Source organism: Micromonospora sp. WMMD708, from assembly GCF_049315245.1.
Classification (GTDB): domain Bacteria; phylum Actinomycetota; class Actinomycetes; order Mycobacteriales; family Micromonosporaceae; genus Micromonospora; species Micromonospora wenchangensis.
Map to the genome: position 1 here is coordinate 5,936,228 of NZ_CP186060.1, position 22,194 is coordinate 5,958,421.

Genomic DNA, 22,194 nt, shown 5'->3' on the forward strand with positions numbered 1-22,194 from the left:
CCGCGCCGGGGCGTCAGGGGGTGGGACGGGGCAGCCGGCCGGACTCGACCAGCCGGGCGAAGCGTTTCAGGGCCAGCGTCAGGCTGGCCTTGGAGCCCGGCCAGAGCAGCGGCCAGGCGACCCGGCCGGCCGCGCCGCCGGGCAGGTGGAACCATTCGTGCCAGACCACCTGGGTGCGGTCGTCGGCCAGCGGGGTGCAGCGCAGCACCCCCGGGCCGCGCAGGAGCCGGCCGCAGTGCACCACGCCCACCTCGTAGGGGGCGTCGACCCGGACCACCCGCATCTCGTCGCGCAGCGCCGCCGGGCCGAGGGCGGTGACCGCCTCGATGAGGCTGCCCTCGCCGCCGTCGCCCTCGACCACCCGGACCCGGGTCAGCGGGATCCAGTCGGACTGCCCCTCCCAGTCGGTGAGCGCGGCGAAGACCCGTTCGGCGGGGGCGTCGACGATCACCGTGGCGGTGAACTCGCCGGCTCCGGGCTGGGCTGCGTCGTCGGCCAGCCCACCGCCGGCCGGGTCCGGTCCGGTCACACCGGCTCCGAGCGGACCGCCGGGCCGCCGGGACGGTCGGCGTCGGTCTTCCCGGCCGGCTCACCCGCGCGGTCGTCCCCGGGACGGTCGTCGGTCGGGGTGACGTCGTCGGTGGCGGCAGCGGGCGGGTCGGCGTCGGCGGACGGGCGGACACCTGCGGTCGCCGGCTGCGTCGGCGCGGCCCCGGTGGTCGGCCCGTCCGGGTCGGCGGGCACGTCGGCGGGCGTCGGGGAGGAGTCGGACGCGGTGCTCGCGGCCTCCTCCCGGGTGCGGCGCAGCGCGTCGGCGTCGGCGGTGCGGCCCTCCCGCAGCGCGGCGATCTCGGCCTCCAGCACCCCGATCAGCTCGGTCTTGTAACCGATGTCGTAGCCGGCCCGGCGCATCGCCTGGTCGACCTGGTCCATCCGGTAGCCGCGCAGGGCGGTGTCGAAGCGCAGCGCACCGACGTCGGACTCCCGCAGCGGGCGGCCGCCCGGCAGCGGGACGGCTCTGCCGTCGGGCTCGGCGGGCACGAGGCCGTCCCGACCCGAGATCAGCACCGTCACGCCGAACACGACCGCCGCCACGGTCAACGCGACGACCAGAATGAGCAGAGTCTGACCCATACAGAGATCGTGGCACGGGGACACCCTCCGGAGCGACCCCAACCACCATCATCGTCGCCGATCTTTCGGCCGGGACGGCCCGGCGACGGGCCGGGCCGTCGGGGTCGTACCGCCCCGGGGGCGGTCCGGGCGACCGGATAGCGTCGGCGTCGGCCGGGTTGTCCGGCCGGTGACCTGCGGGAGGCGGAATTGGCCGGGGCGCTGCGACTCGGGGGGCGGAGCTTCGCCCCGGGCGAGCCGGTGGTGATGGCGATCGTCAACCGGACGCCGGACTCGTTCTTCGACCGGGGCGCGACCTTCGCCCAGGACAGCGCCCTGCGCGCGGTGGAGCGGGCGGTCACCGAGGGCGCGGAGATCATCGACATCGGCGGGGTGAAGGCCGGGCCGGGCGACGAGGTCGACGTGGCCGAGGAGATCCGCCGGACGGTGGACACCATCGCCGCCGTCCGGGCCGCGTTCCCCGAGGTGGTCATCTCGATCGACACCTGGCGGGCCGAGGTGGCGGTGGAGGCGGTGGCGGCCGGCGCGGACCTGCTCAACGACACCTGGTCCGGGGCCGATCCGGCGCTCGCCCGGGTGGCCGCCGAGAGCGGCGTGGGGCTGGTCTGTTCCCACGCCGGTGGGCTGACCCCCCGGACCCGGCCGCACCGGGCCGCCTTCACCGACGTGGTCGCCGACGTGGTCGCGACGGTGACCGGGCTCGCCGAGCGCGCGGTGTCCCTGGGGGTACGCCCCGACGGCATCCTGATCGACCCGGCGCACGACTTCGGCAAGAACACCAGGCACTCGTTGGAGATCACCCGCCGGTTGGCCGAGCTGGCCGGCACCGGCTGGCCGCTGCTGGTGGCGTTGTCGAACAAGGACTTCATCGGTGAGACGCTGGACCTGCCGGTGCCGGAGCGGTTGGAGGGCACCCTGGCCGCGACGGCGGTGTCGGCCTGGCTCGGCGCGCGGGTGTTCCGCGCCCACCAGGTGCTGCCCACCCGGCGGGTGCTGGACATGGTGGCCTCGATCCGGGGCGACCGGCCGCCGACGCTCACCCGCCGTGGCCTGGCCTGACCGGTCACCGGTGACCCGGCCCGGTGACCGGGCCCGGCCGGCGCGGTGGTCGGGCCGGCGCGGGGGGTCAGGTCCAGTGCAGGATGCGCTTGCGCCAGGCGTAGAGGATGCCGAGCGCGACCACGGCCACGAAGACGCCCATCTCGGCGACGGTCACCGCGCCGAACCCGGGCCGGTCGAAGACCATCGCCCAGGGGAAGAGGAAGACCGCCTCGACGGCGAAGAGCACGTAGAGGTACGCGTACACGTAGTAGCGGATCTGCATCTGTGCCCAGTCGCCGCCGACCGGATCGAGGCCGCACTCGTAGCCGGCCCGTTTGCCAACCGGATCGGCCGGCCGGCGGGGACGTAACACCCGGTTGGCCGAGAACGCCGTAACGAAGAAGAGGACGGCAGCGAGCAGCAGCAGCCCGAGCGTCGCGTACGAGCCCAGGTAACCGGTCACGGTGGCTCAGCCTACCGGGCGGCGGGCCGCACCGGAGGAGGCGAGGGCGGGCCGGCCGTCACCGAATATTTTCCGCTGGTACTAGTGCCCCGCCGCAACTGTTGCCGAATAATGAACTCTCACCCAGGGTCACGGAGGTCAGATGCCCGGCGTGGACGCGCGTACCGTCCGACGGTCCCTCGCCCGGCGTACCCCCGCTATGGTCGTGGCGACCCTGGCGGCCGGGCTGGCGGTCGCGCTCGGAGTGGCCCCGGGCCTGGCGGCCCCACCCACCGTGGCCCTGACGGTGACCGACCCGACCGACGCCGGGACCCCGGGCGGTGACCCGACCGACCCGACCACGCCCCCGGTCGAGCCGACGACGACCGGTGCCGGCCCGACCAGCGCGCCACCGACGCTGCCGCCGGATCCGCAGCCGACCACCGCCGCCCCGGAGCCGACCGGCACCCCGGCGGCGACCACCGCGCCCCCGCCGACGGCCACCACCGCGCCGCCCGCCCGGCCGCCGCTGCCCGGCCGACCCACCCGCCCCGGCCAGCCGGGCGGCGACCGGGTCGGGGTCCGGGTGGGCACCGGGGACGTGACCCTCGACGACGGTTACTGGGCGGCCGGCGGCACGGTCACCGCGCTACGGGTCACCGTCACCAACACCGGGGGCGTGCCGGCCCGGCTACGGCTGGCCTACACGCTGCCGGCCGGGCTCACCGACGCCGGGACGCCGGGCTGTGCGGCCAGCGGCGACGGCGGGTGGCACTGCGGCGAGTGGGCCACCGCGCCGGGTGACCGGTTCGACAGCATGATCCGGGTACGGGTCAGCGGCACCGCCTGGCGGCAGATGCCCCTCAGCGGCGCGGTACGGGTCACCGCCACCGGCCCCGACGGCGGCACCGCGCAGGACGACGAGGGGTTCGCGGTGCTCTTCCCACCCGGCCCGCCGGTGCCCGGGATACTGCTCGACGCCGACGAGGTGGCCTTCGACATCAGCGGCGGACCCGCCGTGCTGACGGCCCACCTGGGCAACACCGGCCGGGTGCCGGCCGCCGGGCGGGTCGAGGTGACGCTGCCGGAGGGGCTCAGCGTGCTGGCCCCGCCGGCCGGCTGTGCGCCGCTGGCTCCGACGCGTACCCGCTGCGACCTCGGCGTGCTGCCGGCGGGGCGGACCCGGACGCTGCGGTTCACGGTCGCCGCCACCCCGGACGCCCAGCGCGAGGCCCCGCTGGCCGGGGCGCTGACCGGCCGGTTGACCCCGGAGAGCGGGCCGGCCCGGCAGGTCCAGATGAGCTTCCGGATCACCGCCGCCGCCGCGCTGACCACCCCGCCGGTGGGTACGCCCGCGCCGACCGGTTCGCAGGGGTTGATCGCGGCGCAGGGCGGGACGGTCGCGCTGAGCGGGATGTCCTCCGCCCAGCGAACCGCGCTCGCGCTGATCACGATCTCCGTCCTGCTGGTGGTGCTGGCCCTCGTGCTGGCGACCGCTGCGCTGCGTCGACGCTCGGCCGAGGTGGCGGGGGACCTGCCGCCGACGGGGCGGCCGGACTGACCGCCCGGCGGTCGGGGCGGGTCGCGGCCCGTCCGGACCGTCGCGGTGATATCGATTACGGCGTGCACCGCAAATCGCCGCATAGCCGTACAGATTTCGTCGACCCGGTTCCCAGGTGTCGGACCTCCACCAAGGATGCCCTAAGCCCGGGACGTAGGCTCGGAGGCGAGAGATGACAGCGGTCCGGCCCGCCACGGGCGGACCGGGCGCAGCGGCGCATCAGGGAGGTCGCGTGGCCGGGCAAGGCGGGGTCACCATCATGTGCAGCCGCACGCGCGGCGGGGCCGAGCGAAGCGAGGTGCAGGCGTGACCAAGCAGATCCGTCAGTTGGACCGGGTGGTGATCCGGTTTGCTGGTGACTCGGGTGACGGGATGCAGTTGACGGGGGACAGGTTCACCTCGGAGACGGCGCAGTTGGGTAATGATATTTCGACGTTGCCGAATTTCCCGGCGGAGATTCGGGCGCCTGCGGGGACTCTGCCGGGGGTGTCGAGTTTCCAGGTGCATTTCGCGGATTACGATATTTTGACGCCGGGGGACGCGCCGAACGTGTTGGTCGCGATGAATCCGGCGGCGTTGAAGGCGAACCTGGCGGATCTGCGTCGGGGTGCGGACATCATCGTGAACACCGATGAGTTCACGCGCCGGAATCTGGTCAAGGTGGGTTACGCGGTGTCGCCGTTGGAGGACGGGTCGCTGGAGGGGTTCGTGGTGCATCCGGTGGCGTTGACGTCGATGACCGTCGGGGCGTTGGCGGAGTTGTCGGTGTCGAAGAAGGACGCCGAGCGGGCGAAGAACATGTTCGCGTTGGGGTTGTTGTCGTGGATGTACTCCCGCCCGTACACCTCGACGCTGCGGTTTCTGGAGCGGAAGTTCGCCAGGCGGCCGGATCTGGTCGCGGCGAACATCGCGGCGTTCAAGGCGGGTTGGAACTACGGCGAGACCACCGACAGTTTCTCGGTGCGGTACGAGGTGAAACCGGCGAAGATGCTGCCGGGCACGTACCGCAACATCACCGGTAACGCCGCCCTGTCGTTGGGCCTGGTCGCCGCCGGGGTGCGGTCCGGGTTGCCGGTGTTCCTGGGGGCGTATCCGATCACCCCGGCGTCGGACATCCTGCACGAGTTGTCGAAACACAAGAAACTCGGTGTGGTCACGATGCAGGCCGAGGACGAGATCGCCGCGGTCGGCGCCGCCCTGGGCGCCTCCTACGGCGGCGCCCTGGGAGTGACCACGACCAGCGGCCCCGGTGTTGCCCTGAAATCCGAGACGATCTCCCTGGCCGTCGCCCTGGAGTTGCCGCTGGTCATCGTGGACGTGCAACGCGCCGGCCCGTCCACCGGCCTACCCACGAAAACCGAGCAGGCGGACCTGAACATGGCCCTGCACGGCCGCCACGGTGAGGCACCCGTGGCGGTGATCGCCGCGAAGTCACCGTCGGACTGTTTCCACGCCGCCCTCGAGGCCGCCCGCATCGCCCTGACCTACCGCACCCCGGTGATCCTGCTGTCGGACAACTACGTCGCCAACGGCTCCGAACCGTGGCTGCTGCCCGCCGTCGATGATCTGCCCGACCTGCGCGTGGACTTCACCACCGCCCCCAACGGCGACGACGGCGTCACGTTCCTGCCCTACCTACGCGACCCGGACACCCTGGCCCGCCCCTGGGCCGTGCCCGGCACCCCCGGCCTGCAACACCGCATCGGCGGCCTGGAGAAAGCCGACAAGACCGGCGACATCTCCTACGACCCGGCCAACCACGACTACATGGTCCGCACCCGCGCCGCCCGCATCGAAGCCATCACCGTGCCCGACCTCGACGTCGACGACCCCGACGGCACCGCCCGCACCCTCGTACTCGGCTGGGGCTCCACCTACGGCCCGATCGGCGCCGCCTGCCGCACCCTGCGCCACCGCGGCCACCCCATCGCCCAGGCCCACCTACGCCACCTCAACCCCCTGCCCGGCAACCTCGGCGACGTCCTGACCGCCTACGACCGCGTCGTCATCCCCGAGATGAACCTCGGCCAACTCGCCCAGGTCATCCGCGCCCGATACCTCATCGACGCGATCACCTACAACCAGGTCCGCGGCCTACCCTTCACCGCCGCCGAACTCGAGACGATGCTGGAAGAGGTCTGCAAAAATGCCTGAACCCGTCGCCCTCAAACTCACCGGCAAAGACTTCAAATCCGACCAGGAAGTCCGCTGGTGCCCCGGCTGCGGCGACTACGCCATCCTCGCCGCCGTCCAACAATTCATGCCCGAGTTGAACATCGCCCGCGAGAACACCGTCTTCATCTCCGGCATCGGCTGCTCATCCCGCTTCCCCTACTACATGAACACCTACGGGATGCACTCCATCCACGGCCGCGCCCCCGCCATCGCCACCGGCCTCGCCGTCACCCGCCCCGACCTGTCCGTCTGGGTCGTCACCGGCGACGGCGACGCCCTGTCCATCGGCGGTAACCACCTCATCCACGCCCTACGCCGCAACGTCAACCTGAAAATCCTGCTGTTCAACAACCGCATCTACGGCCTCACCAAAGGCCAGTACTCCCCCACCAGCGAAACCGGCAAAATCACCAAATCCACCCCCGCCGGATCCGCCGACGCCCCCTTCAACCCGCTGTCGTTGGCCCTAGGCGCCGAAGCCACCTTCGTCGCCCGCACCATCGACTCCGACCGCAAACACCTCCAAACCGTCCTCCGCGCCGCCGCCGAACACCACGGCACCGCCTTCGTCGAGATCTACCAAAACTGCAACATCTTCAACGACGGCGCCTTCGACCCACTCAAACAACCCGACACCCGCGACGACTACCTCATCCGCCTCGAACACGGCCAACCCATCACCTTCGGCCGAGACAGGCAACACTGCATCGTCCACCCACCCCACAGCTTCGGCCTCGCCATCCGCGACACCGCCACCACCCCACCCGAAGACATCATCACCCACGACACCACCATCACCGACCCCGCCTACGCCTTCGCCCTCACCCGCCTCCCCCAACCCGACCACCGCAACACCCCCATCGGCATCCTCCGCCAAACCCAACGCCCCACCTACGACACCACCGTCCAACACCAAATCACCACCGCCAAAAACACCACCACCGACACCCCCGAACAACAACTCACCAAACTCCTCCACACCGGCGACACCTGGACGATCAGCTAGTCGACCGAGCAGCGCGACGTGGCCGTGCCCCGGGGTCGGGGCACGGCCACGTCGGCGTCGGCGAACCGCCGGATGGCGGTGGCGGAGGCCCGGAAGACGGTACGGGTCGGTCAGGAGGGGGTGGGGGTGGCGGTGGGGCGGTCGTCGCGGACGTGCACCAGCATGTCGCCGGTCTCGATCACCGCGCCGGCCCGGTCCGCCAGGGTGACCACCTTGCCCCGGCGTACCAGGGCGATGACCAGGGACTCCAACTCGCGGGGGGACTTGCCGACCTCGTGCCGCTCGGCGGAACGCATCGCCAACGCCATGCCCTGCCCGGGGGTGAGCAGATCCTCCACCACGTCGATCAGGGGCGGCGCGGAGGTCGAGAGACCGAGCAGCCGACCCGCGGTCGCCGAGGACACGATCACGTGGTGCGCGCCGCTCTGCCGCAGCAGCGGGGCGTTCTCGGCCTCCCGTACGGCGGCGATGATGCGTACCTGACCGGCGGTGAGCTGCCGGGTGGTCAGCGCCACCAGCACCGAGGCGTCGTCGCTGTCGGTGGCGATGATGACCGCCTTGGCGTTGCGGACGTGCGCCTCCTCCAGCACCGACGAGCGGGTGGCGGAGCCCTCGATGGCGACCAGTCCGGCCGAGGTGGCCTGCCGCAACGCCGTCCCGTTGCGCTCCACCACCACGATCCGGGACTTGTCCAACCCGTTCTCCAGCAGGGCGGAGACCGCGCTGCGACCCTTGGTGCCGTAGCCGCAGATGATGACGTGGTCCTTCACGGTTCTCCTCCACCGCCCCAGCCGACGGCCGGTCCGGTACTGCTCGGTCAGGACTTCCAGGGTGGTGCCGACCAGGATGATCAGGAAGATCACCCGGGCCGGGGTGATGAACAGGACGTTCACCAGCCGGGCCGACTGCGTGAAAGGGGTGATGTCGCCGTACCCGGTGGTGGAGAGGGTGACCACCGTGTAGTAGAAGCAGTCGAGCAGGGTCAGCCCGTTCTCGTCCGCGTCGCGGTAGCCGTCGCGGTCGAGATAGACCACGGCGACGGTGAGCAGGACCAGACCGAGGGCGGCGGCCAGGCGGATACTCAACGCGCTGAGCGGACCCCGCCGCTGCGCCGGGAAATGGATCACCGTCGGTCCTGCTCTCCCCGGGTCGCCTGCACGAGCACAACATAGCGGTTGGCGGACGGATCGACCGGGCGGGTCGTGACCCTACCTGCGGTGAACGCCCCCTCACCCTCGCGGCGGGCGGTGCCGGGCCCGGGAAACCGGCATGATGGGAGGGTCCCGGGACACCGGCCACGAGGAGGCCCGCATGTCGCTGCTGCGTCGGGTGATCGGTGGCGTGCTGCGCCGGGTACGCCTGCGTCAGGGCCGTACCCTGCGCGAGGTGGCCGCCGCGGCCGGGGTGTCCCTGCCCTACCTCTCCGAGGTCGAGCGCGGGCGCAAGGAAGCCTCCTCCGAGGTGCTGGCGGCGATCTGCCGGGCGCTCGGGATCAACCTGTCCGACCTGCTCGAAGAGGCCCGCGACGAGCTGCGCCGGGTCGAGCGTCGGGTGCCGGTGCCGCCGGGCGGCAGCCTGGCCCGGCTGGACCGGGTGCCGACCGCCCGCCGCGACGGCACCACCGCCCACCTGTCAATCGGTCGGCCCGCCGTCGGGTTCGGCCGTCCGGGTGGCGGGGTGCCGTCGACCGTCGGGGGCACCGGGTTGGCGGTGACGAGGGTCGCCACGCCCGTCCGGGTGGTCGCCGTGGCGTCGGCTGTCCGCCCCGCTGCGCGTACCGCCAGGGTGCCGGCGCGGCGGTGGGCCCGGACGGGCCGGCGGCGGCTGCCGGTCGGGTAGGCCCGGCCGGGTTCTGCCGACGGCGGATCTGCCGGGGGCAGAAAGGCTGGGGCGGTGACCGCCCGGCGGCGCAGGCTGGACCCGCCGGTTCCCGGGGCGGGGTGAGGTCGCCCGCCCGCCGGCGACGCGGAGGGTGGTCACCATGATCGGGTACGACGTACGCATGCTGGACGGCGGGCAGCCGGCCTTCGGCGACCAGGTCTTCGAGCGGCTGCTGCGCGAACGCATCATCTTCCTGGGCACCGAGGTCACCGACGCCTCGGCCAACCAGATCTGCGCGCAGATCCTGCTGCTCGCCGCCGAGGACAGCGAGCGGGACATCTACCTCTACATCAACTCGCCGGGTGGTTCGGTCAGCGCCGGCATGGCCGTCTACGACACCATGCGGTACGTCCGCAACGACGTGGCCACCCTGGCGTTGGGGCTGGCCGGCTCGATGGGGCAGTTCCTGCTCTGCGCGGGCGCCGCCGGCAAGCGGTTCGCCCTGCCGCACGCGCGGATCATGATGCACCAGCCGTCCGGGGGGATGGGCGGCACCGCCGCCGACATCACCATCCAGGCCGAGAACATGCTGCACGTGAAGCGGACCATGCAGGAGCTGATCGCCCGGCACAGCGGGCGCACCCTCGACGAGATCCAGGCCGACTGGGACCGGGACCGGTGGTTCACCGCCGAGCAGGCCCGGGAGTACGGCCTGATCGACGAGGTGCTCACCCGGGTCGACCAGCTTCCCGGCTGACCGTCGCCGGTCGGGGTATCGCGTGCCGACGGCCGGCGGCCGTCGTCCGTGCGTCGGGTCGGGGTTCCCGGCGGAGGTCCGCCGGGAACCCCGCGCGCTGCCGGTGGTCCGCCCGGGCCGGTGGCCGTGAGCCGGCGGCGTCCACGGTCGTCGGACCCGCCCCCTCGCTCGGGTCCGACACCCGTCGGTCGCACCGCGACGGACGCCCGTCGGCACGGCAGAGCGTCAGCGGTACGAGCTTTCCCGCACGGGCCAATTCAGCAGGGCGCATTTCCCACAAACATCGTTGCATCGATGCGGCTCATCGACCACCACTGGTCAGCACCACCTTGCCCAGGGCCCGCCGCCCCTCCAGGTCGGCGTGCGCGGCAGCCGCCTGCGCCAGCGGGTACGTCGACACCAGCGGACGCCACCAGCCCCGACCACCCAGCTCCACCGACCGGGCCGCCAACCCGGCGATCCCACCCGGCCGGTCCCGCAGCCGCTGCCCGAGCCACCCGACGGTCAGGCTGCGCCCCACCAGATCCGCCGTGCCGACCCGGGTCGGCTCCCCCGCCGACCACCCGAACATCACGAACCGGCCGCCCACCGCCGTCGCCTCCAGGGCGGCCCGGCCCACCGCGCCGCCGACCCCGTCGTACACCAGGGTCGGCCCGCCGGTCCGGGCCCGGACCAGGTCCGTCCAGTCCGGCCGGTCGTAGTCGACCACCACCACGTCCGCACCCAGCTCACCGAGCCGGGCCGTCCGGCGGGCACCCCGGGCCGCGGCGACCACCGTCGCGCCGGCCGTCCGGGCCGCCTGCACCAGCAGCCAGCCCATCCCCCCGGCCGCCGACAGCACCAGCACCACGTCGTCCGCCGTGGGCGGCTCCGTCTCGACGACACCGAGGGCGGTCCGGCCCGTCCCGACCAGCGCCACCGCGTCGGCGAACGTCATCCGCTCCGGTACGGCGTACAGCGACTCGACCGCGGTCACCGCCTGCTCGGCGTACCCGCCGGGGACCATACCCAGGTGGGCGACGACCCGCCGGCCCCGCCACGCCCCGTCGACCCCGGCCCCGACCAGGTCGACCGTGCCGGCGACCTCCCGGCCCGGCACCGTCGGCAGCGCGGGCAGCGGCAGCGGGCCACCGGCCTCGCCCCGGCGCAGCGCGGTGTCGAGCAGGTGCACACCGCTGGCCGCCACCGCGATGCGCACCTGGCCGGGGGCCGGGGTGAGGTCGGGCAGGTCGTCGAGGACGAGGTTGGTGGCAGGTCCGAACTCGTGAAGGCGAATCGCACGCATGCCTCATCTGACAACCTGCACCGCACGTGAGGTCAATGGTCTTCGGCGGATCGGGCCGCTTGCCGGCTCAGGGGCAGGGCTCCGAGGTGGTCTCGTAGAACGCGGTGTAGGCGCCACAGTGGTAGCTGGGGTCGCCCAGGGCGCTCCAAGCCGTACCACCTCGGACGGCGCGCACCACGCATTCCACGGCACAGACAACCAGCCTTGACAGAGTGCCCTTACCACCGAGACCGGAGCAGAGCCGCCGATAACGTCGGTCGCGAGAAACAATCGCGTCGACAATCTGCGTGCGAAAGGCGCGAAGAACCGGGCGCGTCGTCGCGCACCCGAATCGACTGTCGACGCCTCCCGAACAGGAGACGACCATGGCGGACCAGGCCATCGCGCAGATCTACGACAAGCTGGTGCAGGTCCTCGGCGGGACCAACGACAACCAGTTCTTCACCATGATGATGCCCGGCTCGATGCTCAACCAGAGCGACTTCATGTACGACCCGACCGGCCCCAAGCCGGCGGCGGTCGCCGAGGCCGAGTCCCGGCTCGCCGACCAGATGTTCGACATCGTCAAGGTCGCCGGGGGAAGCAACGGTCAACGGGTGTCCTCCCAGTACCTGCAGGCGCTCAGCGTCCTCGTCCCGAGGTTCAACCCGACGATGCCGATCATGAAGAGCCGGCTGAGGGCGCTCCTGGCCACGCCGGCCTACCCGGACGCCAAGGTCGACGGCAGGCCGTTCACCGGCTCCCTGCAGGAGTGGTACTTCGCCCTCTACGAGTCGTGGCTGGCGAAGAAGGCCGCCTGGGACAAGCAGGTCGTCGACAACAGGCAGCGGTTGTCGAAGGAGAAGTTCCTGGAGTGGTACGAGGAGGTCGCCGAGGGGCAACTCGCCCTGATCGACGCCGCCGAGGGCCGACTGGTCTCGGTGTTCTCCCCGGCCGATATGGACGCGATCATCGGGGCGCTCAACGCCGGCCCCGGCGGCGAACTCCAGGAGGCGCGCGACCAGGTCCTCGACGCGCGGGTCCCGGCCCCCGGCGGGGGCTTCACCTACCCCGTCGAGCTGACCCCCAGCGACTGGTTCCTCGAACTGACCAGCGACCAGGACCCGGTCGACCTGCTCGACGAGCCGCAGTTCGTCGCCCTGACCCTGGCCGGCCGGCGGCGCGCCCTGCTGACGACGATCAGCCAGGTCCAGGCACAGCTCGGTCAGATGCCGACCGGGGGCACGCTCGCCGGTGCCGCGGCGGCTCTGAGCAAGGCGGAGGCCGCACACGTGGCGGCGCAGAACGACCTCGCCAACGTGTACGCCGAGAACACCGTCACCGCCGTCGAGATGTACCTGGCGGCCGAGAGTGGTGGCCTCACCGAACTCGACGGCGACAAGCTCAACGGGCTGGTCCACAAGGCCAGCACGGCCCTGGGGGAGAATCCGGTGCAGGACAAGGCGACCAAGCGGGGCAACGGCGGCGCCCTGAACTCCGACGATCTCGGCAAGCTCCTCGAGGGGCAGAAGAAGCTGGTGGCCGCCCAGTCGAACCTGCTCACCAGCGCCACGACGCTTGCCACCGCCGGCCGGGAACTGGCGGCGGACCAGGCCCGGTCCTTCGGTGACCTGCCGGCGGTCCTCGCCCGCCTCCAGTCCCAGCTCGATGAACTGACCGCCCTGCAGTCACAGTTCGCGCTCGTCGCCCAGCGGCAGCCCGCGAGCCGGAGCGCCGGAGCAGTGTCCGGGCAGACCGGTGCGACCGCCGCCCCCTCGCCCGCCGCCGACCGGTGGATGGACCTGCGGTTCTCGTTCAGCCACGACGACATGCGCTCGTCGTCGAGCCAGACGAGCAGTTCCGCCCAGGCGAGTGTGCAGGTCCACCCCTTCCTGTGGTCCGCGGGCGGCACCGCGTCGTCGTCGGGCTCGGACTACGCCAGTAGCGCGCTGAGCAAGAACAGCCACGTCGAGGTGGGGCTGAAGGCGTCCAGGGTGGAGATCTCCCGGGGCTGGTTCGACCCGGGGGTGTTCCGACTCTCCAAAGGCATGCACCGGCTGACCGACGCCCCGGTCTCGACCGGCCGCAACGACCTGGCCCAGCTCGCCGACCGGGCGAACGAGGCGATCCTGCCGTGCTTCCCGGTGGCGTTCGTGGTCGTCAAGGACGTCTCCATCCGCTTCGAGGCGGCCGAGGGGCAGATGTCGGCCGTCAAGTCGGTGCTGGACAGCCGGGCCGCCGTGGGCGGCGGCAACCTCTGCTTCAGCGCGTCGGCGTCGGCCGCGGTCAAGAAGGAGTCCTCGTCGCTGAGCACCAGGACCGAGGGGAACACCGTGACGATCAACATGCCGGGCGCGCAGATCCTCGGCTGGTTCTGCGAATTCGTCCCGGAGGACCGCAGCACCACCATGTCCTCTCCGCAGGAGCCGGCGGGAAACGGCATGGACATCGTCCAGTTCGCCGAAGCGCTGCTGCGACTGGAGCAGGGCACCCCGTTGCTTTCTTGACAGAAGCGCTTCTCCGCCGGTCGACACAGCGCGGACAACGTCGGGAACGACGAGCACCAGCGGAATCTGGTCGAGGCGCTGCTGATGACACACCTACCGGTGGTGGTGGTCGCCGTCGGCACCCCGTACGGCTCGACGGCGCGCGGTTCGCCGACGAGCACGGCTTCACGGCGGTCTGGACGCCGGAGCGGCACTTCCACGGTTTCGGTGGCCCCTACCCGAATCCGGCGGTGACCGGTGCCGCCGTCGCGGCGGTCACCCGGCGGGTCGGCGTCCGCGCCGGCAGTGTCGTGCTCCCGCTGCACGACCCGTTGCGGGTGGCCGAGGAGTGGGCGGTGGTGGACCGGATCTCGCACGGCCGGGCCGGGCTGGCGTTCGCGTCCGGCTGGCACGCCGTCGACTTCGTCCTCGCCCCCGACCGGTACCCGCACCGCCGGGCGGAGCTGCCGGAGCTGATCGACCAGGTGCGCGCCCTGTGGCGGGGCGGCACGGTCGCCCGCACCGACGGCACCGGCAGCCGGGTCGACGTCGCGGTCTTTCCCCGGCCGGTGCAGGCCGACCTGCCGGTCTGGATCACCAGCGCCGGTGACCTGGCCACCTTCGAACTCGCCGGGCGGCTCGGCGTCGGCGTCCTCACCCACCTGCTCACCCAGAGTCTCGACGAGCTACGACCCAAGATCGAGCGGTACCGACGGCTGCATCCCGGGCGCGGTCAGGTCACCCTCATGCTGCACACCCTGGTCGGGCCGGACGACGCGGGCGTGGCCGCGCTGGCCCGGGAGCCGATGACCCGGTACCTGCGGTCCTCGCTCGACCTCGTGGCCGGGATGCTGCCGGGTCCGGCGTTCCACGACGGCACCGTCACCGACGACGAGGCGGACTTCCTCATCGGCCGGGTGCTCGACCGGTTCCTCGCCGAACGCGGGCTCTTCGGCTCGGTGCCGACCTGCGCCCGTACCCTGCGCCGGCTCGCCGACGCGGGCGTCGACGAGGTCGCCTGCCTGATCGACTTCGGCGTGCCGGCCGAGGCCACCCGGTCCGGCCTCACCCACCTGGCCCGGCTGGTCGGACGGTGACCCCGGCGGCGGACCCCCGTCCCGCGCGCACCGGCAGCGCCCGCGTCAAGCGGTGCCAATCCCGACCCCGACCGCTGCCCACACCCGCGTCCGCCGACCGAAGGAGCGCTGATGGACGACGACGACCTCCCCGCCTTCCCGCTGCCGCCCACGTCGGGGCTCGCCCCTGCCGCCGACTTCGCCCGGCGGCGTGAGCAGTGCCCGTTCGGCCGGGTCCGCCTGCCCAGCGGCGACAGCGCGATCCTGCTCGTCCGGCACGCCGACGTCGCCGCCGCCGTCACCAGCCCGGCGCTGTCCCGCAACCACCTGCTCACCGACGCACCGAGGCGCAGCGGCGAGCCCAACTTCCTCTACGACCCGGACCTGCTGATCAACCAGTCCGCGCGGTCGCACGCGGCGGTGCACGGGGTCGCCACCCGGGCGATGAACCACGAGCGGGTCGCCGCCCACCTGCCGGTGGTCCGGCAGGTCGCCGACGCCCTCGTGGACGCGATGACCGCCGACGGCCGCCGTGGGGGCGACCTGGTCGCCGGGTACACCGACCGGCTCCCGCTGCTGACGATCACCCGGCTGCTCGGCATCCCGGCCGACGACTGCGACCGGATCCGCCGCTGGTCGGGGGCGTACACCCACTCGCATGCCGGCACGCCGCAGGAACGGGCCCGGCTCGTCGCCGAGTTCGGCGAATACGTACGCGGGGTCGTCACGGGCGGGTCGGACGCCGCGCTGCTGGCCGACCTGGTCGACCCGCCGGACACCGGCACCCGGCTGTCGACCGACGAGTTGGTCAGCCTGACCCGGCTGATGCTGTCGGCGGGGGTCGAGGCCCCGGCTACCGTGCTCGGCCGGGCGATGCTGCGCCTCCTTTCGGACGACGCAGCCGACTGGCGGGCGTTCGTCAGCCGGCGGACCGATCCCGCGGCCATGGCCGACGAGTTGCTCCGTCTGGTGTACGCCGGCAACGTGGCCGCCCTGCGGACCGCGACCACCGACCTGGCGCTGCCCTCCGGGACCGTGCCCCGGGGCACGGCGGTGCTCCTCGCCTGGATCTCCGCGCTGCACGACCCGGCGGTCTACCGGCAGCCGGAGGCGCTCCTGCCGCACCGCGACGGCCCGAGGTTCGTCGGGTTCGGCGGGGGCCGCCACTACTGCCCGGGTCGGCGGCTCGGCCGGGTGATCCTCGCGGTGGGGCTGGACCGGCTGCGGTCCCGGTTGCCCGACCTGCGCCTCGCCACCGACGGACCGTTCCCCATCGTCGAGCGGGAGGTGGGCGGGATGGTCACCACGCTGCCGGTGCGCTGGTAGCGCCGGCTGCCGCTGGCCCAGAACACCACGTCCGCCCTCCCGGGCGTCAGATCAGCCCCTCCCGGACCGCGTACGCCACCGCGTGGGTGCGGTTGCGGAGCTGGAACCGGCTGGTGATGTCGTGCAGCACGTTCTTGACGGTCCGCTCCGAGTAGCTCAACCGGGTCGCCACCTCCCGGGTGTCCATCCCGTCCGCCACCAGCCGCAGAATCTCGCTCTCCCGCACCGAGAGCCCGTTGACGTCGATGCCGCGCGGGGCGAGCACCGTCTGCTGGAGCCGGGTCACCTGCTTGACCAGCAGCCCGAGCACCTCCGGGGGCATCGCCGCGCCACCGGAGGCGGTGCTGACCACGAGCTGGGCCAGCCGGTGACCGGTCGCCTCGGTGCGCGAGGCGAGGGCGCGTACCCCCAGTTCCACGGCGGGGATCAGCGCCGAGTCCGACTCGACGGCGGCGACCAGCACGAACCGCCGGCAGCCCAGCCGGCGTACGGCCCTGAGCACGTCGAGCGTGCCGTGGTCGAGGGTGTCGGCGGCGACCACGCCGACGGTCTCGGCGGTGATCATCTGCGCGGGCACGACCTCGATCTCGGCCCGGCCCCGCAGCGCCGCGGTGATGCCGGCCGTGGAGATCGGGTCGGGGGTACGGATGTAGGTCTGGGCACGTCCGTTCATGGCGGTTCCTTAGCTTCCGGGCTGAGTCGAGCGTCAGCTGCCAGGCTGCCGTTCAGCAGGGGGACAGATCGGTGGTCCGGAGGCCGGTGCCGTGCGGTTCCGTGACCGGGGCAAGTCGCTTCGCCGAGGTGGACACCGGCCGACGGGTGGTGGCGGTGTCCGTCGTCCACGGTAGAGACGGCGGTCGGCCGGGCACTGGAGGCCGACTGGACGCCGTCGAATCGACATCCTTGCCGAGTGACAACGTTTTGAGCTGCTCAAATACACGACCGTCCAAAAGTGAGCCGCCGGAGCACCGGCAGAACCGGCAGAACCGTTGCCCCCACGGGCGACCGCTGCTGCCCGATCGGCAGGTTTCGGCGGCGTGTCACCCGGTGAATGAGTGTGGAAGATCATGGTCATCCGGCCGGCCAACCGGCAGAATCATGTGCTGGCCGCGCTGGTGGGAAGGACGCGCAGCCATGACAGGGAGGCCGGTCGATGGCCGACGGCGGTGCTGAGATCCGACGACGACGACTGGGTGCCGGGTTGACCCAGGAGCAGCTGGCCGAACGGGCAGGAATCAGTGTCCGGGCGGTGCGCGACATCGAACAGGGCCGGGTCCGCAACCCCCGGGCCGAATCCCTCCGACGCATCGCCGACGCCGTCGGGCTGCCCCACCCGCAGCCACCCGGCCCCGCGCCACCCACCGTCGCGCCGGCACCCGCCCTCCGCATCGACGTGCTCGGCCCGCTGCGCATCCAGATCGGGGACGAACCGGTCGCGCTCGGCGCCAACCGGCAACGGATGCTGCTCGGCCTGCTCGCCCTGCACCCGGACACGATCGTGTCCCGCCACGAGATCGTCGACGTGCTCTGGGGCCACGACCCGCCGGACAGCTGCCTCAACCTCGTCCACACCTACGTCGCCCGGCTGCGCCGGGTGCTGGACCGGCCCGGGAACACCGGCACCACCATCACCCACGTCGGTGGCGGCTACCGGCTCCGGGTCGACCCGGCCCAGCTCGACCTGAGCGAGTTCGCCACCGTGATCGAACGGGCCGAGGGCAGCGTCGCGGGCGACCTGGCCAGCCTGGACCGGCTGGCCGGCGCACTGGCGCTGTGGCGCGGGCCGGTCCTGGCCGACGCGGCGGCGAGCCTGGCCCAGCACCCGACCGCCGTCGCCCTGAACCGACGCCGCATCGCCACCGCCGTCACCTACGCGACGCTCGCCGTCGACCTGGGACTGCCCGACCGGGCGGTCCGGGAGCTACACGCGGTGGCCCGCCACGAACCACTGCACGAACAGGTGCACGCCCGGCTCATGCTCGCGCTCGCCGCCTGCGGCCAGCAGGCCCGCGCGCTGACCCTGCACCGTAAGCTTCGGGACCGCCTCGCCGAGCAGCTCGGCGTGGAACCCGGCCCGGAACTGCGCGAGGCGCAGCTGCGCATCCTGCGTCAGGACCTGCCCCGGGTGGTCGCCCGCCCGGCCGCCGGTGACGCCCCGGTCGTACGCCCCGCACCGCACCGGCCCGAGGTGTCGCCGCCGGCCCGCCCGCCCAGCCATCGCCCGCCGGCACAACTGCCCCCCGACGTCGCCTACTTCACCGGGCGCGACACCCAGATGGCCGCGCTCGACGCGCTGCTGGCCGGCGGGACGGCGACCCGGGGGCCGGTGGTCATCTCCGCCATCACCGGGATGGCCGGGGTCGGTAAGACCGCCCTGGCGGTGCACTGGGCGCACCGGGTGCGTCGGCACTTCCCCGACGGGCAGCTCTACGTCAACCTGCGCGGCTACTCGACGGCCAGCCCGGTACGCCAGGAGGAGGCCCTCGCCGGGTTCCTGCACGCGCTCGGGGTGTCGGCCGAGCAGGTGCCGGTCGACGCCGGCCAGGCCGCCGCGCTGCTGCGTACCATGCTGGACGGTCGCCGGATGCTGGTGGTGCTGGACAACGCCGCCAGCGCCGACCAGGTGCGCCCGCTGCTGCCGGGCAGCGCCGGCTGCCTGGCTTTGATCACCAGCCGGGACCGGCTCAGCGGGCTCGTCGCGGTCGACGGCGCACGCCGCATCGACCTCGACGTGCTCACCGCCGCCGAGGCCGGCACCCTGCTCACCCGGATCATCCCGACCGAACGGGTCGCCCGCGCCACCGAGATCGCCGAACTGGCGACCGTCTGCGCCCGGCTGCCGCTGGCCCTGCGGATCGCCGCCGCCAACCTGATCGACCAGCCGGACCAGTCGATCAGCGCGCACACCGCCCGGCTGACCGCCGGCAACCGGCTCGCCGACCTGCGCATCGAGGGCGACGACCAGGCCGCCGTCCGGGCGGCGTTCGACCTGTCGTACGCCGCCCTGCCCGCCCCGGCGCGGCGGCTGTTCCGGCTGCTGGGCACGGCGCCCGGGACGGACGTCACGGTGGCCGCCGCCGCCGCGCTGGCCGGGATCGACGAGCCGGTGGCCGCCCGCGAGCTGGACCGGCTCGCCGCCGCACACCTCGTCGGGCAGGTGGCCCCCGGCCGGTACACGTTCCACGACCTGCTGCGGCTCTACGCCCGGGAACGGGCCACCGCCGAGGACCCCGGGCCGCAGTTGCGGGCCGCCACGCAGCGCTTCTACGGCTGGTACCGGCAGCGCGCCGAGGCCGCCGCCGTCGCCGTCTACCCGCACCTGGTGCGGTTGCCGCCCGACGGGACCGGACCGGTCGCCGGGGGGTCGCCGTTCCCCACCTCCGCCGGGGCGATGGCCTGGCTGGAGGCGGAGCACACCAACCTGATGCGGGTGATCGCGCACGCCGCCGAGCACGACGCCGACCCGGCCGCCTGGCGGATCCCGGATGCGCTGCGCGGCTACTTCCAGTTTCGCCCGCACAGCGACGGACTGGTCGCCGCGACCAGCGCGTTGCGCACCGCGCAGCAGGCCGGCGACCACGCCGGTGAGGCCGCGAGCCGGCTCGGGCTGGCCAGCCTGCACCTGCGTCGCGGCGAGTACGCCGTGGGCCTGTCCCACGCCACCGCGATGATCGACGCGGCGCACCGGGCGGCCTGGCCGGAGGGCCTGGCGGCGGCGTACGGCACCTGCGGGCTCGTGCACCTGCGGGCCGGCCGGCTGGCCGAGGGGGCCGAGCTGACCCGGCTCGCGGTGAGCATCCACGAACGTCTCGGCGGCCCGGAACGGCTCAGCACCAGCCTCGGCAACCTCGGGGTGATCTACCGGGACATGGGACGGCTCCGCGAGGCCGCCGAGGTGTTCCGGCAGGCGTTGGCGTTGACCCGCAGCACCGGGATGTGGATGAGCACCGGGATCAGCCTGAGCAACCTGGGCGAGGTGCAGCACGCCCTCGGCCAGCACGACGAGGCCCTCGCCCACCTGCGGGAGGCGCTGGAGCTGAGCCGGCGCACCGGCTACCGGCCGACCGAGACGGAGAGCCTGCGCCGGCTGGCGGCGCTGCGCGCGCAGACCGGTGACCTGGGCCCGGCGGCCGAGCTGGCCGACGCCGCGCTGGCCCTGGCCGACCTGATCGGCGATCCCGCCCAGCAGGCCGCCGCCCGTAACGTGCTGGGCGCGATCCACCTGCGCAACGGTGACCCGGCCGCGACGACCGAGCACCGTCTGGCGCTCGACCTCGCCCGCTCCGGTGGGGCCCGGGGTGAGGAGGTCGAGGCGCTGATCGGGCTGGCCGAGGTGCACCGGGACACCGATCCGACGGAGGCGGTCGCGCTGGCCCGGCAGGCCCGCGCGGTGGCCCGCGCCGCCGGCTACCGGGTGTGGGAGGGGCACGCGCTGATGGTGGCGGCCGAGGCGCTGCGGGCCACCGGTCCCGTGACCGCCGCCCGCACCGCCGAGGAGGCGTTGGCGACCCACCGGGAGACCGGTCACCTGCTCGGCCAGGTCCGCGCGCTGCGGCTGCTGGTCGCGCTCGGCGCGGACGGCGGCGTCGACGCGGCCGCGCAGGCGACGTACCGGCGGGAGATCGCCGGGTTGTCCCGGCGGCTGCGGCCCGCCCGCGACGAGGACCTGCCGGTCAGCCCGTGACGGTGAACCGGCGGCGGCTCTCGTCGTCCAGCGGGGTCAGGGTCGGCCGGCCGGCGGCGTCCACGTCGAACGCCAGCCGGCCCTCGACCGGGGCGGTGTCGTCCTGGTGCGACGCGTGCCAGCCGATCCGTAGTCGCGGCGCGTGGTCGTCGCCGCCCGGTTCCCAGTCGGGGGTGAGCACCAGCCGCGTCCACGCTCCGGTGCTGTTGCGCACGGCATCCGGGCCGGGCCCGCCGCCGGCCCCGGATACCAGGAGCGCGACCTGGAGCAGGCCGGTGTGCCGCCGCCCCCGGTGCCACAACACCGGCCACGCCTCCCGGTTGGCCGTCGGGTCGTCGCCGTAGTAGGCGTCGACGTCCGCGCCGTCCTCGGGGGGCCGGGGGCCGGTGCCGCGGTCGACGCCGGCCGGAGCGACCAGGAAACGGTGCATGGTGAACCGGAGCCCCAGCAGCAGCCGGACGCCACCGGCCCGCCCCGGTCCCCGGTCGGCCCGGTAGGCCAGCAGCAACGCGCCGGGTTCCGGGGCCGTCTGGTCCAGCATCGCCGTCCGCTGTTCACCGGCCGCGTCGCGGACCGCCAGCGTCTGCGGGCCGTCCAGCCCGTCGAAGCCGGTCACCACGACCGTGTCGTCGGCGTACGACGTCAGCCGGGGCGCTGCCAACTCGGCCGGGGCGGCGGTCAGCCCGGTCGCGTGCCACACCGGGCGGGCCGCGTCGGGTCGCCCGGCGGCGGACGTGGGCACCGGCGGCCGGTCGTGCACCCCGGCGTCGACAGGCGTGACGAGGAAGTGGGTCCGGGTCGCCAGTGACCGGTCGGCCACCTCGAACAGCCCGTCGCTGTGCACCAGGAACGACCCCACCTCGTCGTGTTCCGGGGTCAGCAGCACCCCGTCGACGGTGGTCCGCTCGTGGTGCACCCGGTAGCCGACCCGGACCGCCGGCATCGTCCCGTGGCCGGCTTCCAGCCGGGCGGTGAACACCAGCGAACCCACCTCGTTGAACTTGTTGAACGGGTTGCGGCCGGCCGTGACTGCGTGCGGCGACACGCTCAGGTCGGCGACGCCCCAGCAGGGGAAGGACGCCAGCGCGGCCTGCCGGGACGACGCCGGGCCGGACCCGGCGTCGGCGGCCACGTAGTCGAAGGTGGTGAACCGGACCAGCAGGTCCACGCAGACCCGCTTCGGGCCGGTCGGGCCGCCCCGCCGACGCAGGTAGCGCAGCCAGTACGAGTGCCGCCGCTGCTGCTCGCCCCGGACCATCCCGGTGCCGGCGAGGTAGGGCTGGGCCGGGGTGACCAGGTCCCGCAGGGTCGCCTGCTCGGGGAAGCCGGCGCCGGCGAACCCGGTCACCGTGAACGCGTCACCCACCGGCGGGTCGGTCCGGTAGCCGACCAGCCGCATCCGACTCGGCACGGTGTCCTCC

At 73.3% G+C, this 22,194-nt stretch carries 18 protein-coding genes; 11 read left to right on the forward strand and 7 right to left on the reverse strand.

Annotated features, from left to right (window positions below):
• Positions 1–13: 13 nt before the first annotated feature.
• On the reverse strand, positions 14–529 hold the full coding sequence (locus ACN260_RS26130; RefSeq protein WP_422753494.1) for an SRPBCC family protein: 516 nt from the start codon (positions 527–529) through the stop codon (positions 14–16).
• A complete protein-coding gene (locus tag ACN260_RS26135; RefSeq protein ID WP_422753495.1) occupies positions 526–1,134 on the reverse strand; it encodes a DivIVA domain-containing protein in 609 nt (202 codons plus the stop codon). Before ACN260_RS26135 ends, ACN260_RS26130 begins: the two co-directional genes overlap by 4 nt.
• A 189-nt stretch (positions 1,135–1,323) precedes the next feature.
• Here ACN260_RS26135 and folP point away from each other — a divergent pair, with 189 nt between their 5' ends.
• A complete protein-coding gene (gene folP / locus ACN260_RS26140; protein WP_422753496.1) occupies positions 1,324–2,193 on the forward strand; it encodes a dihydropteroate synthase in 870 nt (289 codons plus the stop codon).
• Positions 2,194–2,260: 67 nt separating this feature from the next.
• On the opposite strand, the gene ndhC is transcribed toward folP, so the two are convergent.
• Positions 2,261–2,638, reverse strand: coding sequence for an NADH-quinone oxidoreductase subunit A (gene ndhC, locus ACN260_RS26145; RefSeq protein WP_088647014.1), 378 nt, complete (start codon positions 2,636–2,638; stop codon positions 2,261–2,263).
• Between the two features lie 142 nt (positions 2,639–2,780).
• Between ndhC and ACN260_RS26150 the strand changes: the two genes are divergently transcribed.
• From ACN260_RS26150 to ACN260_RS26160, 3 genes are all read left to right on the forward strand, one after another.
• Positions 2,781–4,178, forward strand: a complete 1,398-nt coding sequence (locus tag ACN260_RS26150) for a hypothetical protein (protein WP_422753497.1) — start codon at positions 2,781–2,783, stop codon at positions 4,176–4,178.
• A gap of 306 nt (positions 4,179–4,484) precedes the next feature.
• Positions 4,485–6,332, forward strand: coding sequence for a 2-oxoacid:acceptor oxidoreductase subunit alpha (locus tag ACN260_RS26155; protein ID WP_422753498.1), 1,848 nt, complete (start codon positions 4,485–4,487; stop codon positions 6,330–6,332).
• Positions 6,325–7,359, forward strand: a complete 1,035-nt coding sequence (locus tag ACN260_RS26160; protein ID WP_422753499.1) for a 2-oxoacid:ferredoxin oxidoreductase subunit beta — start codon at positions 6,325–6,327, stop codon at positions 7,357–7,359. Before ACN260_RS26155 ends, ACN260_RS26160 begins: the two co-directional genes overlap by 8 nt.
• A gap of 110 nt (positions 7,360–7,469) precedes the next feature.
• Here the strand turns inward: ACN260_RS26160 and ACN260_RS26165 are convergent, their stop codons facing one another.
• Positions 7,470–8,486 carry a potassium channel family protein gene (locus tag ACN260_RS26165; protein ID WP_422753500.1) on the reverse strand — a complete coding sequence of 339 codons (1,017 nt, stop codon included), beginning with the start codon at positions 8,484–8,486 and terminating at the stop codon, positions 7,470–7,472.
• A 184-nt stretch (positions 8,487–8,670) separates the two neighbouring features.
• On the opposite strand from ACN260_RS26165, the gene ACN260_RS26170 reads away from it, so the two are divergent.
• Entirely contained in the window at positions 8,671–9,198 is a 528-nt protein-coding gene (locus tag ACN260_RS26170; RefSeq protein ID WP_422753501.1) for a helix-turn-helix domain-containing protein, read from the forward strand.
• A gap of 142 nt (positions 9,199–9,340) precedes the next feature.
• On the forward strand, positions 9,341–9,937 hold the full coding sequence (locus ACN260_RS26175; protein ID WP_204928582.1) for an ATP-dependent Clp protease proteolytic subunit: 597 nt from the start codon (positions 9,341–9,343) through the stop codon (positions 9,935–9,937).
• Between the two features lie 301 nt (positions 9,938–10,238).
• Here the strand turns inward: ACN260_RS26175 and ACN260_RS26180 are convergent, their stop codons facing one another.
• Positions 10,239–11,222 (reverse strand): zinc-binding dehydrogenase, encoded by a 984-nt coding sequence (locus ACN260_RS26180; RefSeq protein WP_422753502.1) that lies wholly within the window; start codon positions 11,220–11,222, stop codon positions 10,239–10,241.
• A gap of 365 nt (positions 11,223–11,587) precedes the next feature.
• Here ACN260_RS26180 and ACN260_RS26185 point away from each other — a divergent pair, with 365 nt between their 5' ends.
• From ACN260_RS26185 to ACN260_RS26195, 3 genes are all read left to right on the forward strand, one after another.
• Positions 11,588–13,708: a hypothetical protein gene (locus tag ACN260_RS26185; protein ID WP_422753503.1), complete on the forward strand. Its 2,121-nt coding sequence runs from the start codon at positions 11,588–11,590 to the stop codon at positions 13,706–13,708.
• Positions 13,705–14,784, forward strand: a complete 1,080-nt coding sequence (locus ACN260_RS26190; RefSeq protein ID WP_422753504.1) for a MupA/Atu3671 family FMN-dependent luciferase-like monooxygenase — start codon at positions 13,705–13,707, stop codon at positions 14,782–14,784. Before ACN260_RS26185 ends, ACN260_RS26190 begins: the two co-directional genes overlap by 4 nt.
• Before the next feature lie 111 nt (positions 14,785–14,895).
• Positions 14,896–16,089: a cytochrome P450 gene (locus ACN260_RS26195; RefSeq protein ID WP_422753505.1), complete on the forward strand. Its 1,194-nt coding sequence runs from the start codon at positions 14,896–14,898 to the stop codon at positions 16,087–16,089.
• Between the two features lie 46 nt (positions 16,090–16,135).
• On the opposite strand, the gene ACN260_RS26200 is transcribed toward ACN260_RS26195, so the two are convergent.
• Positions 16,136–16,762: a helix-turn-helix transcriptional regulator gene (locus ACN260_RS26200; RefSeq protein ID WP_088647552.1), complete on the reverse strand. Its 627-nt coding sequence runs from the start codon at positions 16,760–16,762 to the stop codon at positions 16,136–16,138.
• A gap of 382 nt (positions 16,763–17,144) precedes the next feature.
• Here ACN260_RS26200 and ACN260_RS26205 point away from each other — a divergent pair, with 382 nt between their 5' ends.
• Both ACN260_RS26205 and ACN260_RS26210 read left to right on the forward strand, forming a co-directional pair.
• A complete protein-coding gene (locus ACN260_RS26205; RefSeq protein ID WP_422753506.1) occupies positions 17,145–17,294 on the forward strand; it encodes a hypothetical protein in 150 nt (49 codons plus the stop codon).
• Complete coding sequence (locus ACN260_RS26210) at positions 17,291–20,773, forward strand: BTAD domain-containing putative transcriptional regulator (RefSeq protein ID WP_422753507.1); 3,483 nt, start codon at positions 17,291–17,293, stop codon at positions 20,771–20,773. The genes ACN260_RS26205 and ACN260_RS26210 overlap by 4 nt, the downstream gene beginning before the upstream one ends.
• On the opposite strand, the gene ACN260_RS26215 is transcribed toward ACN260_RS26210, so the two are convergent.
• On the reverse strand, positions 20,763–22,184 hold the full coding sequence (locus ACN260_RS26215) for a hypothetical protein (protein ID WP_422753508.1): 1,422 nt from the start codon (positions 22,182–22,184) through the stop codon (positions 20,763–20,765). The genes ACN260_RS26210 and ACN260_RS26215 overlap by 11 nt on opposite strands.
• Positions 22,185–22,194 lie beyond the last annotated feature (10 nt).